Source organism: Xylanibacter ruminicola 23, from assembly GCF_000025925.1.
Lineage (GTDB): Bacteria > Bacteroidota > Bacteroidia > Bacteroidales > Bacteroidaceae > Prevotella > Prevotella ruminicola.
In genome coordinates this window covers 3,006,087-3,020,708 of the sequence record NC_014033.1, presented here as the reverse complement: position 1 = coordinate 3,020,708, position 14,622 = coordinate 3,006,087, and the positions used below count along the sequence as shown (strand labels likewise).

Annotated in this window: 14 protein-coding genes; 1 reads left to right on the top strand and 13 read right to left on the bottom strand. The window is 46.6% G+C overall.

Annotation, left to right across the window (positions count from 1 at the left end):
* Positions 1 to 9: 9 nt before the first annotated feature.
* From PRU_RS12850 to PRU_RS12820, 7 genes are all read right to left on the bottom strand, one after another.
* Positions 10 to 1,416 carry an aldo/keto reductase gene (locus PRU_RS12850; RefSeq protein ID WP_013063422.1) on the bottom strand — a complete coding sequence of 469 codons (1,407 nt, stop codon included), beginning with the start codon at positions 1,414 to 1,416 and terminating at the stop codon, positions 10 to 12.
* A gap of 12 nt (positions 1,417 to 1,428) precedes the next feature.
* Entirely contained in the window at positions 1,429 to 2,913 is a 1,485-nt protein-coding gene (locus PRU_RS12845) for a 4Fe-4S binding protein (RefSeq protein ID WP_013064057.1), read from the bottom strand.
* A gap of 23 nt (positions 2,914 to 2,936) precedes the next feature.
* Positions 2,937 to 3,665: a twin-arginine translocase subunit TatC gene (gene tatC, locus PRU_RS12840; RefSeq protein WP_013065714.1), complete on the bottom strand. Its 729-nt coding sequence runs from the start codon at positions 3,663 to 3,665 to the stop codon at positions 2,937 to 2,939.
* 10 nt (positions 3,666 to 3,675) lie between these two features.
* Positions 3,676 to 3,861 carry a Sec-independent protein translocase subunit TatA/TatB gene (locus tag PRU_RS12835; protein WP_013063539.1) on the bottom strand — a complete coding sequence of 62 codons (186 nt, stop codon included), beginning with the start codon at positions 3,859 to 3,861 and terminating at the stop codon, positions 3,676 to 3,678.
* A gap of 82 nt (positions 3,862 to 3,943) precedes the next feature.
* Positions 3,944 to 4,828 (bottom strand): ComEA family DNA-binding protein, encoded by an 885-nt coding sequence (locus PRU_RS12830; RefSeq protein WP_013064207.1) that lies wholly within the window; start codon positions 4,826 to 4,828, stop codon positions 3,944 to 3,946.
* Entirely contained in the window at positions 4,825 to 6,177 is a 1,353-nt protein-coding gene (locus PRU_RS12825; RefSeq protein ID WP_013063314.1) for a sodium-dependent transporter, read from the bottom strand. The genes PRU_RS12830 and PRU_RS12825 overlap by 4 nt, the downstream gene beginning before the upstream one ends.
* Positions 6,178 to 7,542 carry a sodium-dependent transporter gene (locus PRU_RS12820; protein ID WP_013063927.1) on the bottom strand — a complete coding sequence of 455 codons (1,365 nt, stop codon included), beginning with the start codon at positions 7,540 to 7,542 and terminating at the stop codon, positions 6,178 to 6,180.
* A gap of 129 nt (positions 7,543 to 7,671) precedes the next feature.
* On the opposite strand from PRU_RS12820, the gene PRU_RS12815 reads away from it, so the two are divergent.
* A complete protein-coding gene (locus PRU_RS12815) occupies positions 7,672 to 8,010 on the top strand; it encodes a VanZ family protein (RefSeq protein WP_224082988.1) in 339 nt (112 codons plus the stop codon).
* Here PRU_RS12815 and PRU_RS12810 read toward each other — a convergent pair.
* From PRU_RS12810 to PRU_RS12785, 6 genes are all read right to left on the bottom strand, one after another.
* Entirely contained in the window at positions 7,982 to 8,470 is a 489-nt protein-coding gene (locus tag PRU_RS12810) for a CYTH domain-containing protein (RefSeq protein ID WP_013064894.1), read from the bottom strand. The genes PRU_RS12815 and PRU_RS12810 overlap by 29 nt on opposite strands.
* Positions 8,471 to 8,629 carry a hypothetical protein gene (locus PRU_RS16165; protein WP_013064297.1) on the bottom strand — a complete coding sequence of 53 codons (159 nt, stop codon included), beginning with the start codon at positions 8,627 to 8,629 and terminating at the stop codon, positions 8,471 to 8,473. It abuts the gene before it with no gap.
* A gap of 28 nt (positions 8,630 to 8,657) precedes the next feature.
* The gene (gene prfB / locus PRU_RS12800; protein ID WP_013063646.1) at positions 8,658 to 9,782 is read right to left on the bottom strand and encodes a peptide chain release factor 2; all 1,125 of its coding nucleotides are present in this window, start codon (positions 9,780 to 9,782) and stop codon (positions 8,658 to 8,660) included.
* Between the two features lie 5 nt (positions 9,783 to 9,787).
* Complete coding sequence (locus PRU_RS12795) at positions 9,788 to 11,596, bottom strand: AMP-dependent synthetase/ligase (RefSeq protein WP_013064437.1); 1,809 nt, start codon at positions 11,594 to 11,596, stop codon at positions 9,788 to 9,790.
* 79 nt (positions 11,597 to 11,675) lie between these two features.
* Positions 11,676 to 12,260 carry a nicotinamide riboside transporter PnuC gene (gene pnuC / locus PRU_RS12790; RefSeq protein WP_013063807.1) on the bottom strand — a complete coding sequence of 195 codons (585 nt, stop codon included), beginning with the start codon at positions 12,258 to 12,260 and terminating at the stop codon, positions 11,676 to 11,678.
* Positions 12,260 to 14,611: a TonB-dependent receptor gene (locus PRU_RS12785; protein ID WP_013064042.1), complete on the bottom strand. Its 2,352-nt coding sequence runs from the start codon at positions 14,609 to 14,611 to the stop codon at positions 12,260 to 12,262. Before PRU_RS12785 ends, pnuC begins: the two co-directional genes overlap by 1 nt.
* Positions 14,612 to 14,622 lie beyond the last annotated feature (11 nt).

Here is a 14,622-nt window from a genome sequence, read left to right as displayed (position 1 = left end):
CTACACTTTTTATACTTCTGGGCCCTCTGGGTTGCGCTTCAAGCTCTCAATCATCTCATCAATCTTTGCCAGTTCGCGTGGAATGCGAATGCTTTGTGGACAATGAGGCTCACACTGGCCGCACTGGATGCAATGATCAGGCTGGCGATCGCGAGGAACTACACGGTCCAGCGAAATGAGATACTGGCGACGATGCTTGCGATACTCAGCATCGCCCACTCCCATAGGCAGCGAACCCTCGTTCTTGCACTTGTTGTAGTGTACAAAGATGGCTGGTATATCCACACCGTAAGGACAAGGCATGCAGTACTTACAATCGTTGCAAGGAATGTTTTCGAGACCTACAATCTTCTGAGCGATATCCTTGTCAAGGAATCGCATCTCCTCTTCGGTAAGTGGTTTCAGCGGACAGTACGAGAGCAGGTTATCCTTCAGGTGCTCCATATAGGTCATACCGCTCAATACGGTAAGTACGCCCTCGTTGGTGCCTGCATAGCGGAAAGCCCATGATGCCACGCTACGCTCTGGGTCGCGACTCTTCAGTTCTGTCATCAGATACTGTGGGAGGTTAGCCAATCGGCCTCCTAACAGCGGTTCCATAATAACTGCAGGTATGCCTTTCTTTTGCAGCTCGGCATATAGATAACTGGCATCTACGTTGCTCTGACTAATCTCGTTGGCATAATCCCAATCCAGATAGTTCAGCTCAATCTGTACAAAGTCCCAATGGTACTTCTCGTCGAGGGCCAGCACCTCGTCGAACACTTCCTGCTTACCGTGGAACGAGAATCCCAGGTTACGAATGCGGCCTGCCTCGCGCTCCTTCAGCAGATAGTCCATTATGCCATTATCCACATAGCGCCCGTTAAATTCCTCCATGCTGCCACCTACAGCATGCAGCAGATAGTAGTCGATGTAATCAACTTGCAGCTCCTTCATAGAGTTGTGGTACATCTCCTTCGACTTCTCGAATGACCAGTAGTCGTGGTTGAAGTTGGAGAGTTTGGTGGCCACAAAGTACTCGCTACGCTTGTGGCGGCTCAGGGCGATACCTGTGCAGCGCTCTGACTTTCCCTGACAATATACAGGCGATGTATCGATGTAGTTCAGACCATGAGCCAAGGCATAATCGATTTGCTTGTTAATCATGTCCTGATCAAACTCATCGCTGTTATCCACCTTAGATGGCAGGCGCATCATACCATAGCCCAGAATAGAAACCTTGTCCTTATTCTTTGGGTTAACGCGATAGGTCATCTGACCAACAGGTGGTTCAACCTGGTTCCTATATTCTTGTTTTGCCTGACTACCTGCCTTATTGCCACTTTTGCATCCTGCAAGTGTAGCGGCTGTAGCTACTGATCCTGCTCCAAAGAGCTTAAGGAACGCACGGCGTGTTATATTCTTCTTTTCCATAAATTATCCTCCTTAAATCTTCTTGTGAACTTCGTGTCCCTCGACATAGATAGCTGAGAATGGACGAGCCGGACAAACATACTCGCAGGCACCGCAGCCAATACATGCAGCCTCGTTGATTGCAGGAACCATTGGTGATTCCTCATCGTTCTCATCGAGTGGAACCATTTCGATAGCACCCGAAGGACAGTGGCGTGCACAGTTGCCGCACTCTACCCCATCGGTAATGGGAACACAGTTCTTCTTAATCCAAACAGCATGACCAATCTGGATGGCTGTTTTCTCTTCTTTATCAACCTTCTGGATGGCACCTGCAGGACAAACTTCAGAGCAACGCGTACACTCTGGGCGACAATAGCCGTGCTCGTACGACATGGTGGGCTGCATCAGGTGCATTAAATCGCTACTAGGACGCAACACCTGGTTGGGGCACTCTGATACACAAAGCTGGCAGCCTGTGCATCGTGTGGCCAGATTCTGGAACGAGAGCGAACCTGGAGGTGTGAGCGGTGTCTGGCGCTCAGGAGCTACCTTATCTTCCAGTTCTGCCAGTCCGCCATCCATCAGCTTCTCTTTCTTTTTCTGAGCCAAAGCGGCTGTAGTTACCAAGGCTGTTGCCAACAGGAACGAGCGCTTTGAGGTATTGATGGGGTTGGCATCGTTTGCTTTATTTGTCTTTTTTGATGGGCCGGCAGCTGTGTACTTCAGCGCACCAAACTTACAACTATCGATACAGTTACCACAAACCACGCAACGGGTATAGTCGATACTGTGTGTCTTAAAATCGATACAAGATGCTTTGCAGTTCTTTGAACAGAGTGAGCAGTTCTTGCACTTATCTTCGTCGAATCGGATTTTAAGCCATGAGAAACGGGCAAAGAAAGACAGGATGGTACCTACTGGGCAGATGGTGTTGCAATAGGTACGTCCGCCTCGCCAAGCCAAGATAAATATTACTACCAGGGTAACAGCAGCAATCACGAATACAGGCATTGAGCGCATCCATGTATCAACGCTGTAGAAAGCATAGCTATCGGCGCGCTCAGCCAGTTCGGCTAAGATGTTGTTACCCATCTTCCAAACGGGCTGGAATATCATGGTGGCGATACGTCCGTAGCTGCTATAAGGAGCTAACAACTGGAATATAGAGCCGATGCCAGCTACACCTGCAATGATAAATACCACAAGTACTGGGTAACGCAACCAGCGAACCTCTTTCGAATAGCTGTATTTGTTCTTTTTTCTGTTCAGTCGGGCTAGTATGTCCTGAAATACGCCCATAGGACAGATGATAGAGCAGTAAGTGCGGCCACAAATAAGTGTAATAATCAAAAATGCCGCTACCACTACCACATTGAGTGCCATCACTGCGGGCAAGAACTGAATCTTGGCACACCATGAAAGCCAATGGTGCAACGTTCCTGTAAAGTCGAGGAACAGCAGGGTGATCAGTACAAACATCACCGCTGCAAGGATGGTTCTGATTTTACGAAGCATAAGTTTATTATATAAGTATTTATCTATTCGGTTATTCTTACTATCACAATGCTCAGTTCGTAGAGCAGCCAGATGGGCAATGCTACCACAATGAGCGTAAAGGCATCGGTAGTGGGGGTGATAATCGCAGCTACAACCAGTATTGCTACTACAGCATGCCGGCGTATGCTCTGCATCATCGCAGCATTAATCAGTCCCATCTTGCCTAACAGCCAGCTTACTACAGGCAGTTCGAACACAATACCCATCACCAGGTTCATCATCAGCAACGTATCCATGTACGATTGCAATGTGAGCATATTTGCTACATCGGGACTAACCTGATAAGTGCCAAGGAACTTGACGGTAAGCGGGAATATCAGCAGATAGTTGAGTGCTGTGCCCAGCATAAACATCAGGTAGCCGCTAAAGCAGAGCAGTGTGGCGTATTTCCTTTCGTTGTCATAGAGCGCTGGCGATACAAAGCGGAAGAGTTGGTAGATGATATAAGGCGAAGCCACCAGAACGCCTGCATAGAAGGCTGTTTTAAGGTGAACCATGAACTGTTCTGTAAGTCCGATGTTCATCAGATGAACACAGAATGGTTCTACGCCCAATAGTTGGTAGGTGATGAAATCGCTGGAGCGTGGTGCCAGTACGATGGCAAAGAGTTCGTCCTTTAAGCAGAAGGCAACTGATGCTCCAATGACTGTTACCACCAACACTCTGACTATCACCCCACGCAGTTCGTCGAGATGATCCCAGAACGTCATTGTGGGTGTATCACGCATCCTTCTTCTCGTCCTTTTCTACCTCTTCTTTCAAGTCTGTAACCTCGTTCATTCCCTCCTTGAAGCTTTTTACGCCTTTACCCAGGCCACGCATCAGTTCAGGAATCTTCTTGCCGCCAAAGAACAGCAATACTATCAGTGCAATAACCAGTATTTCCTGGAATCCTAATCCAAACATCTTTCAAAAGTTTTTTAGTTTATTTTGCAAATATACAACTTTTCCACGAATCAGCTATCATTCGCTATGATTTATTAACATATCAGTACGCAACATAGGGCGTAAGGCGCTTAATAACTTCGGGTGTAAAGTCTTTAATAAGTCGTAGTTCGTTTAGTGATGTGATGGTGCCATGCAGACGGCGATAATCGGTGATGGCTTTAGCCATATAAAAGTTGATGTATGGATGGCGTCTTAATTCGTTAAGCGATAATTGGTTGATGTTCAGTTTCTTAGGTGCAGGGTTGTTTATCACCAGATATTGCTTGGCTTCTGTCGGGAAATCGTCGATTTCATCGAGTTGTTCTACACTCACGTAACCTCCTAACCTATTGCCGTATTGTATAATTCGGCGAGCGTAGTAAGGACCGATACCAGGAATGGTTGTCAGCGCTGTGCTATCGGCAGTATTCAGCACTATATGTTCTGTAGCCTTTATCTTCGTGGGGCGCTGATAGACAACTACTGTATCCTTGGTTGCTTTCGGACTATAGCTTGCCCGTTCTTTTACCAGCGTAGATGCTGGCAGGTAATCGCTGGAGATGCGGATGTAAGGCTCCAGTTCGCGATATTGCTTAACGGTTAGTCCATAAAGCTTGGCAAAATCGATAGGTTGGCGATAAATGCCACCAGCAGCACGGTATTTATAAATGTTGCGAACCTGCCAAGGTTGCAATCCTAAACGCAGCAGTTGGGTGCTATCAGCTGTATTAGGGTCGAAGACGAATCGTTCTACCTTCTTAGGGCTGCTGGCATAGTAATGGTTTTTGCGGGCAGCTGAACGGGGCGAATTCTTTTGTGTGGTGGTTGTCGATGTATCATTTCCACCAGTCAGACATATCATGGTGAATACCGATACGATGACTACTAACAGCGAGAGTATAACTTTACGGTCGGACTTTTGCAGATAAAAGAATTCGCGTATCATATAATATGGAACTGATGCAGGAATATTAATAGGATACAGAGAGGAACAATGAACTTAACAGAGAACAGATAGGCGCTAAAAAAGGTGGCCTTTAGCGAACCGTTGTTTGTAAACTCATTGAGTACCAGTTTGCGCTCAACAAACCATCCGATAAGTATGCTGGTAAAGAAGGCGCCAGTGGGTAGCATGATTTGCGCTGTAAGCGAGTCGCAGAAGTCCATCAGCGACATACCGAATACCTGTATCTGACTGTAGGCTCCTACGGATAGCGAGCAGAATATGGTTATCAGTCCACAAACGGTAGTCAGTATCCATGCGGCCTTGTTTCTTGGCAGATGCAACTCTTCGTGGAAGAATGCTGTACCAATCTCGTGCATAGAGATGGTAGATGTTAAGGCTGCAAACACCAGCAGGGCATAAAACAGGATGGCGATAACGAATCCAATGATAGGCATGCCTACAAACGCCTGACGGAACACATTAGGCAGTGTAATGAATATGAGCGATGGACCGCTATCGGGCTGTACGCCAACCGAGAAGGCGGCTGGGAATATCATCAAACCTGCTAAGATGGCTATCATCGAGTCGAGTAAGGCTATCTGAGTAGCTGATTTAACAAGGTTGGTATCTTTTTTAAAATACGAAGCGTAAGTACACAAACAAGCGGTACCCAAGCTTAACGAGAAGAAAGCCTGGCCTAAAGCCTCGAGGAATACATTGCTGCTTACTTTCGAGAAATCTGGCTTGAGCAGGAATTCTATACCTTTTGAAGCACCTGGAAGCAGGCACGATGCAATAACAATGATAACCAGCAGTATGAGCAAAAGCGGCATGAGCAACTTGGATGCTCGTTCTATACCATCGTTTACGCCTTTGGCCACTACATAGTGTGTAATCAGTACAAAGCCAACACCCCACAAGCAGGGACGGATGGGGTCGCTCGAAAAGTTTTTAAAGTATTCGATGATGTAGCTGGTATCACCAATCAGCTTACCAGTTATCGAGGCATACAGGTATTGCAAGCACCAACCGGCCACAACGGCATAGAAGCCAAGGATAATGGTAGATGTAAGAATGCCCAAGTAGCCAATATACTTGGCGCGCTTGAATCCTACGTTGCCATAAGCTCTGGCAGCGTTGGATTGTGAGTAACGGCCAACTACAAATTCGCTAATCATACCTGGAATGCCTAATATCAGCACACATCCCAGGTAGATAAGTATGAAAGCGGCACCGCCATTCTGACCCGTCATGAATGGAAAGCGCCAGATGTTTCCTAATCCTACGGCCGATCCTGCTGTAGTCAGGATAATGGCCAGTTTGCTGCCAAATGTACCTCTGTTCTCCATTTACAATAGTCCGAATTGGTGAAGGAATATAAACAGTATGCAGATAGGACACACATACTTTACAAGGAAGATGTAGCTATGAAACAGATGTTCATTGCGCAAGGTGCCCATATTGGTAAACTCATCGCGTACTATCTTATGTGGCACATACCAGCCGATAAAGATACAGGTAAGGAAGCCCACGATAGGCAGGAACAACTGACCAGTTACAAAGTCGAAGAGGTCGAAGATGGTCATGTCGAACAATTTAAAGTCCTGCCAAGGACCGAGCGACAATGAGCAGACGGTACCAACCAGAATGCTGCCGATTGTTACAAACATAGCCGCACGTTTGCGGGTGGTGCCAAGCTCCTCCTCAAGGAATGCTGTGCTTACTTCGTGCAACGACATGAGTGATGTAAGTGCTGCCATCGAGAGTAAGGTATAAAACAGTACTGAAATAATGTATCCTAAACTTGCAATATTTCCAAATGCCTGGTGGAATACGTTAGGCAACGTGATAAATATGAGCGAAGGACCACTATCGGGATTAACTCCTACTGAGAAGGCTGCAGGGAAGATAATCAGTCCGGCCAGCAGGGCTACCAGGAAATCGATGATACTGATATTTACAGCCGAAGCCGTGAGATTGGTTTGCTTAGAATAGTAGCTGGCATAGGTGCAGATACATCCCATTGCAATACTCAGCGAGTAGAACGACTGGCCTAAGGCTGCTAGGAATACATCGCTGTTTAGTTTCGAAATATCGGGCTTAAATAAGAACTCGATACCCTTTTCGGCATTTGGCAGCATGCACGATGCTACAACAATGATGAGCAACAGTATAAACAATATGGGCATCATAAGCTTTGATGCCTTCTCAATACCGTTGCGTACACCATTCTCAATAATAATATAGGTGCCCAGCAGAATGATAAACGTCCAGAATACAGGCTTGATAGGATCCTGAGAGAACGTGACGAAGTACGATTGGATATAGTCGGGATTGCCTAAGAGTTTGCCTGAAAGCGAGGCCCATACGTACTCGAGGCACCAGCCGGATACCACAGCATAATAGCCTGAGATAAGAAAACCTGTAAGCACCCCCATATAGCCAATGAGCGACCAGATGGTATCGCCCGACATGATACGGAATGCGCGAGCTGTGTTTGCCTGACCATGACGACCAATAATAAACTCGCTTATCATACATGGAATGCCCAACAACAGGATACAGAACACATAGATAATAATGAAAACGGCGCCACCATTCTGTCCTGTCATATACGGAAAGCGCCATATATTGCCTAAGCCAACAGCCGAACCTGCTGTGGCCAGAATTACACCTAATTTACTACCGAAACTTGCCCTTTCAAGTTTTGTCATATCAACTTTTTTAAATTTTGATTGCAAAAGTATAAATAATTTCTTAATTTTGCACCTAAATTGCAAGTAAATATGAGTTTTTTGTTTCATTTCTTAAGAAAGTACCCTTTTTCAATGGTCTGTATCGCAATGATATGGATTCTTTCATTGGTGCCCTTTTTTCCAGAGACACCACTCGACAATGTGGAGTTTGCCGATAAATGGGTGCATATCCTGATGTATGGTTGTACGTTCATCGTAGTATGGATAGAGTATACCTGCAAGCATAAGCAGGCAGATTACGAGAAGCTGTTCTTTTGGGCTTGGCTGGCACCAATCGTTATGAGTGGTGTGTTGGAGCTGTTACAGGAATACTGTACGTTTGGGCATCGCAGTGGCGATTGGCTTGATTTGGCGGCTAATGCTACTGGTGTTACTTCGGCAGTTGTTATCGGGGCGCTTATTTGGTATTTTCGTCCCAAGAAGTAAAGGGCTTCTTAAGCAGACAAGAATTGTAGTATCTGCGATCGCCTGTTACTTCCTTGCCGATGAAATCTGGCTTCTCAAAGGTTTCGTCCTCAGCACCAAGTTCTACCTCGGCCATCACTAAACCTTCGTTCTCACCATAGAACTCGTCTACCTCGAAGGTATGCTTACCGCAAGGCACCAGATAGCGTGTCTTGTCTATCTTGCCTGGCTCGCAGATGTCCATCAGATGCTGGGCTTCGTCGAGCGAAATCTCCTTTTCGAATTCATAGCGAGCAAGGCCATTGTTGTTCGAAGGACCTTTAATAGTTAAATATCCGCGGCTATCACGGATACGTACCCTGACGGTACGTCCGCGATCGCTGCAGATATAACCTTGACAAATGCGACTGCTACTGGTAGCCTGTCGCTTGTAGTCGTTGTTTTTTACAAGAAATTTGCGTTCTATTTCCAGTCCGCTCATTTACGATACAATGAAAATAGAGTATACTACAAACAGTACTGCAAGAATAAGTAATGCGCCGAAGATGTACTCCAGCACTTTCTTGCCACCTTCTTCTTGTTTCTTCTGATAAGCCTCCTTCTTCTGGGTAGACTTTGATGATTTTGCAATTTGAGCCATAGTTTTAATGATTTTTATTTGTTATTCGTTATTGTTCGTCGTCGTTAACAGGGAATTCCATCAGGTAGGCCTTGATGAAATCATCGATCTTTCCGTCCATCACACCATCCACATCGGTGGTCTGATAGTTGGTACGATGATCTTTTACGCGGCGGTCGTCGAACACGTAGCTACGTATCTGACTACCCCACTCTATCTTCTTCTTGCCAGCCTCGATTTTTGCCTGAGCCTCCAAACGCTTCTTCATGGCGCGATCGTAGAGTTGCGACTTAAGCAGCGTCATTGCGCGCTCCTTGTTCTTTGGCTGGTCGCGGGTTTCAGTGTTCTCAATGAGGATTTCTTCTTCCTCGCCTGTATCAGGATCGGTATACCAATAGCGCAAGCGTACACCTGATTCAACCTTGTTTACGTTCTGACCACCAGCACCACTACTGCGGAAAGTATCCCAAGAGAGCTTGGCTGGATCTACATATACCTCGATGGTATCATCAACCAGAGGTGATACAAAGACAGACGCAAACGAGGTCATACGCTTACCCTGAGCGTTGAATGGCGATACACGTACCAAGCGGTGAACACCGTTCTCGCTCTTCAGATAGCCGTAAGCATAATCGCCGCCTTCGAGCTGCATGGTTACACTCTTAATACCAGCCTCATCACCGTCAAGCAGGTTCGAGATGGTTACCTTATAGCCGTGAGCCTCGGCCCAACGCATATACATTCGCATCAACATTGAGGCCCAGTCCTGAGCCTCGGTACCACCAGCGCCGCTGTTAATCTTAAGCACAGCTTCCATAGGGTCTTCTTTCTGGCGGAGCATGTTCTTCAGCTCCAGATCCTCGATGGCCTTGATGGCTTTAGCATAGGTGTCTTCCACCTCCTCTTCGGTCACCATCTCGTCCTTGAAGAAGTCGAAGGCCAGCTGCAGCTCATCGGCCAAGGTGCGAACCTCTTTATAGCCATCCAGCCACTTCTTGATGCCTTTAACCTTCTTCATCTGCTCTTCGGCACGCTTGCGGTCCTCCCAGAAGTCAGGAGCCTGCGTACGAAGATCTTCCTCCTCGTATTCTATCTTCTTCTTGTCTATCTCCAGATAGCGATGCAGCGCATCGGCTCTCTCTAAAACGTCTTTAAGCTGATCCTGAGTAATCATATATCTTATTCTGCGTACATCGCGTCAATCTCCTTCTTGTAGTTCTCGTTCAGTACGCGACGCTTGATTTTTAATGTATTTGTAAGTTCGCCCTTCTCCATGGTGAAGTGGTTAGGCAGCATGGTGAATCGTTTAATCTGCTCGTAGTGAGCCAGCGACTGCTGCAGCGTATCAATACGCTCCTTCATCATCTGGTTAATCTGTGGGTCCTTGCAAAGCTGATCTCTGTTCTCGAATGGAATCTTATGCTCGCGGGCATATTCCTCCAACAGGGAATATACAGGGATAATCAGAGCCGAAACAAACTTGCGTTGGTCGGCAATGATGGCAATCTGATCGATATACTTATCAACCAGCAGCTTAGATTCAATCATCTGTGGAGCAATATACTTTCCGTTCGAAGTCTTGAAGAGGTCCTTAATACGCTCTTTCAGGAACAGCTCGCCATCCTTCAGATAACCTGAGTCGCCTGTCTTAAAGTAACCATCCTCGGTAAAGGCGGTCTTGGTAAGATCCTCGCGGTTATAGTAGCCTCGAGTGATAGTTGGGCCTTTCAGCAGTACCTCGCCCTCTTCGCTGATCTTGATATCGATACCCTCGATGGGGATACCAACACCACCAACGGTGTAAGGCTTGCCAAGGTGATTGCAGCTAACGGTGGCCAGACTCTCAGTCAAACCGTAACCAACAATCATGTTAATGCCGATAGAGTGGACAAACTCCTCGACCTTAGGATTAACGGTAGCACCTGCTGTTGGGAAGAAATGGGCATTCTCTAAGCCCAGCTCCTTACGTACCAGCGAGAATACGGTTTTATTCAGGAACTCGTACTCCATGTGCAGGAGCAATGGTGGGCGCTTGCCTTTTGAAATGTAATCGATGTTGTGTTTCTTACCTACAGCTTCGGCGTGGCGGAACAGTTTGCGCTTGGCCATACCCGATTTCTCAATCTGCTCCTGAACACCCATATATACCTTCTCCCAGAAACGGGGAACGGAACTCATACAGGTGGGGTGTGTCTCCTTCATCGACTGCTGCACCTCTTGTGGATAGGTGTTTACAATGAGTGTGGCGCCCTCGGTAAGGCACAGAATCTTCCAACCCTTCTCAAAGATGTGGGTGAATGGCAGGAAGTTAAGAACTCTGTCGTTCTCGCCTACGGGTACACACTTATCGTTGGCTATCATTGCGGCATTATACTGACCGCAGGTAAGGATAACACCCTTAGAATCGCCAGTTGTTCCGCTGGTATAAAGGATGTTGGCAATATCGTCCATCGAAGCCTGAGCCTGAAGCGACTCAACTTCGGTCTGACGGGGATAATTCTCGCCTAACTTCAGGAAATCATCGAAATACATCGAGCTGAGGTCGAGTGACGAGATATGTACGTTCTTATCGAATACAATGATACGCTCGAGTGTAGGACAGGTAGCGAAAATCCGACGAGCCTTGTCGTACTGCTCCTGTTCGCCTACAAAGAGGAATCTGATTTTAGCATCGCTAATCATAAACTGGATCTGCTGCTCTGAGCTGGTAGCATAGAATGGGATGGTTACGGCGCGTACTCCCCATGCTCCAAAGTCGCAGAACAGATACTGTACAGAGTTCTGAGAGAAGATTCCCAGATTTTCCTGTACCTTTACACCCAGATTGAGTAAGGCATTAGATACTTTCTTGACCATATCCGAGAACTGATTCCACGAATATGATTTCCACACTGACCCGCCAAAGTCCTTGTAGATTAAAACCTCACGGTCGCCATACTTCTTGGCCTGGTCATGAATTAATCGCGATAAATGACTTTTCGTCTGCATAAGCATTTGAATATGTTATAATTCGCTGCAAAAGTACGAAAAACGTGGCAGATAGCCAAATTATATTGCAAAAAACCGCTCAAATAGGGCGATTATCTGTCATTCGTTTCCATTTTTTGTAGCCAAAAATGGCAATAACTACATAAAGTGCATAAAGACCGGCTTTGAAAGGAATGTCCTTATAGAAGTAAAGAACACAGGTTACAACGTCGACAGCAATCCAGATGAACCATTGTTCCAGGTATTTATGAGCCAAGGCCCAGATACCAACAATGCTGAGGGCTGTAGTAAAACTGTCGGCTGCTGGAACGTTACTGTTGGTAAAGGTAATCAGCAGCCAATAAATAATGCCCCAGATGGCCAGAATAACAGCCAACCAAGGGATTATCAGTCGGCGTGGGAATCGCGTGATAGGCAGCTCTTTCTTCTCGGCCGAACCGTGTACCCATTTCCAATAGCCGTAAACGGTCATCGAAAGATAATAGAACTCCATGCCGCAATCGGCATAGAGTCCTTTTTGATAGTATAGCACAATGCCTAAGGCCTGCATCAGAAATCCTACAAACCAAAGCCATACGCTGGCGCGATACTCGAACAGGATATAGAGCAGTCCGAGTAACGTGGTAGTGATGTCGAGCCAGTGTGCTGAAATAAAATCTGCCATTAGAATCGGAGTGTTACATTACCCATCATTGTAAAGCCTGCCATAGGAATGAATCCAATCTGATAGTAGCGGTTCTCGTTGGGATGACCGTATTCTTCAACGATGCTTGAATATACCCAGCCATTGGCGGCATAGCGACGATTGAAGATGTTGTTGAAATTCAGACCGAAGATGCACTCCTTGATGGCTTTATTGGGTTTCCAGGTGTAGCTGATGTTGGCATCAGAAGCTGAGTAGCAAGGCAGCGAACGATCAGCGTTCTCTGTATTATCCAGGTACTGACGGCTTACAAAATTGGTGTGCCATACAGCCTGCAAACCATTCCAATGCAGGTTTACAAAACCGTTCAGGATGGTTGAGGGTGAGAAAGCAAGTGTAGAGTTGTCGTAGTGGATAGTGCGGAACGACTCTTCCCAGTTTACGCTGGCCACCTCGTCGAAGTCTTTGATTTTATTCTGGCTGAGTGAAGCATTACCCTCAATGCTGAGCCAAGAGGTAACATCTACCCCACCCTGGATTTCTACGCCCATACGGTATGAGTCTTTGATGTTTGTGGTAAGATCCTCGCCAATATCACTCTTCTCGCCAGTCTGTACAAACTGGTTGGTGTAGTCCATGTAATAAAGGTTTACACCAAAGCGGAAGATGTCGTTGTTAAAGGTGTAACCCAACTCGTAATCTAACAGGCTTTCGGCCTTAGGGAATGGCTTTGCACCATTATCTGTAAAGTTATTACGTTCTGGTTCGCGGTGGCTAAGTGCTACCGATCCGTAAATGCGGTGATTGTTCAGATTCCAAGAGAAACCGGCCTTGGGATTCAGGAAACGATACTTCTGATCGATATCGAGGCGCTGGTTGTAATAGCTGCTGCCCTCTTCGTAGAACTTATCGTTAATACCGTTACTTTCGTACTGTACGTAGCGATACTGCAGGTCGCCGAAGATATCCCACTGTTCGTTGATGTGATAAGCAGCCTTTACAAAGGCGCTACCATCAAACTTGGTGGCATCAGAATCGTAGTATTTGTAGTCGCCATTAGACATGTATTTCTTTCGTACATCATCGTTGGCAATATAGGTAACATAACCAAAGTGATTGCCGTCGAACTCCTGAAGCGACATGCCGCCGATAACATCCCATGCATCGTTCTTGTAGTTTGCATTCCAGATAAAACCGTAAGTGTTCTGGCTCAGTCCTTTCTGGCGCACGAAGTCGGTCTTTTTAACGCCGCTGTAGGTCATGCCAAACTTCTTCAGCTTGTTCTGAGGACGGAACTCGTTATAATAGCCGTAGCCGTAAGTGTAGTGCAGCGAACCTGAAATGCTCCAGTTGTCGTTGATATCGTAGGCGGCTGAGAGGATGTTGTGGTTCTGCCAGAAGTTATCGGTGGTTTTGTTCCAATAGCTGCCGTCGTTCAGCTGATAGCGCGCTGTGGGATAGTTGCCGTTGGCATCTTTTTCGTAACCAGTCAGGTATTCGTACAGCGAGTTGTACTTGCCCAGACCGGCGTTCCACATATCCTTGTAGGTCTTGATGCCAGTGTTGATACCGTAAGTTCCGTCCATCAGACTCATATCGTTGTCGCCTGCTGTTACGCCGTTCCAAGCCTGACCGGTTTTTTCAAAGTTTCCGATGTTCTTATAACGAATCTGGAACTTGTTGCCAATCCAGGTGAGTCCGCCATAGTAAGAACCGCTGCGTCCGCTGGTTCCATGGATAAATCCATCAGTATTGGTCTCGTGATAGGCACCATCAAAAATCAGATGATTCCACAGTAAACCTGTTGAGAACTTTCCACCTACATTGAATGTGTTGAATGAGCCGTATGATACTGACACTTCTCCCCCAGCCTTCTGATTTGGAATGGCTGAAGCGAGTGCTACAGTTCCGCCAAAGGCGCCATCACCGTTGGTTGATGTGCCTACACCGCGCTGAATCTGTACACTACCTAACAGCGAACCGTAAGAGTTCATGTTGGCCCAGAAAACACACTGATCTTCAGGCGAATTCAGGGGTACGCCATCCAGTGTTACGTTGATGCGCGAATCGCCTGCACCACGAATGCGCATATAAGTAGTACCTGTGCCCAGTCCGTTTTCGCTCCAAGCCAGTACACCTGGGGTCTGCGAAAAGAGGAAAGGCAATTCTTTTCCTGTGTTCGAGAAAGCGTTAAGCTCCTTTTTCTTGATGTTTGCTACTGCAAATGGTGCATTTTTCTGTGTCCTGACACCTTTTACTACAATTTCGTTCAGCGCTTCTACTTGTGTAGAATCGTAGAGGGCTGCTTTACGCTGTGCGTTTGCGCCTGCTGCACACACTAATGCAGCCATTCCTAAAACAAATCTTTTCATACTACAATAGT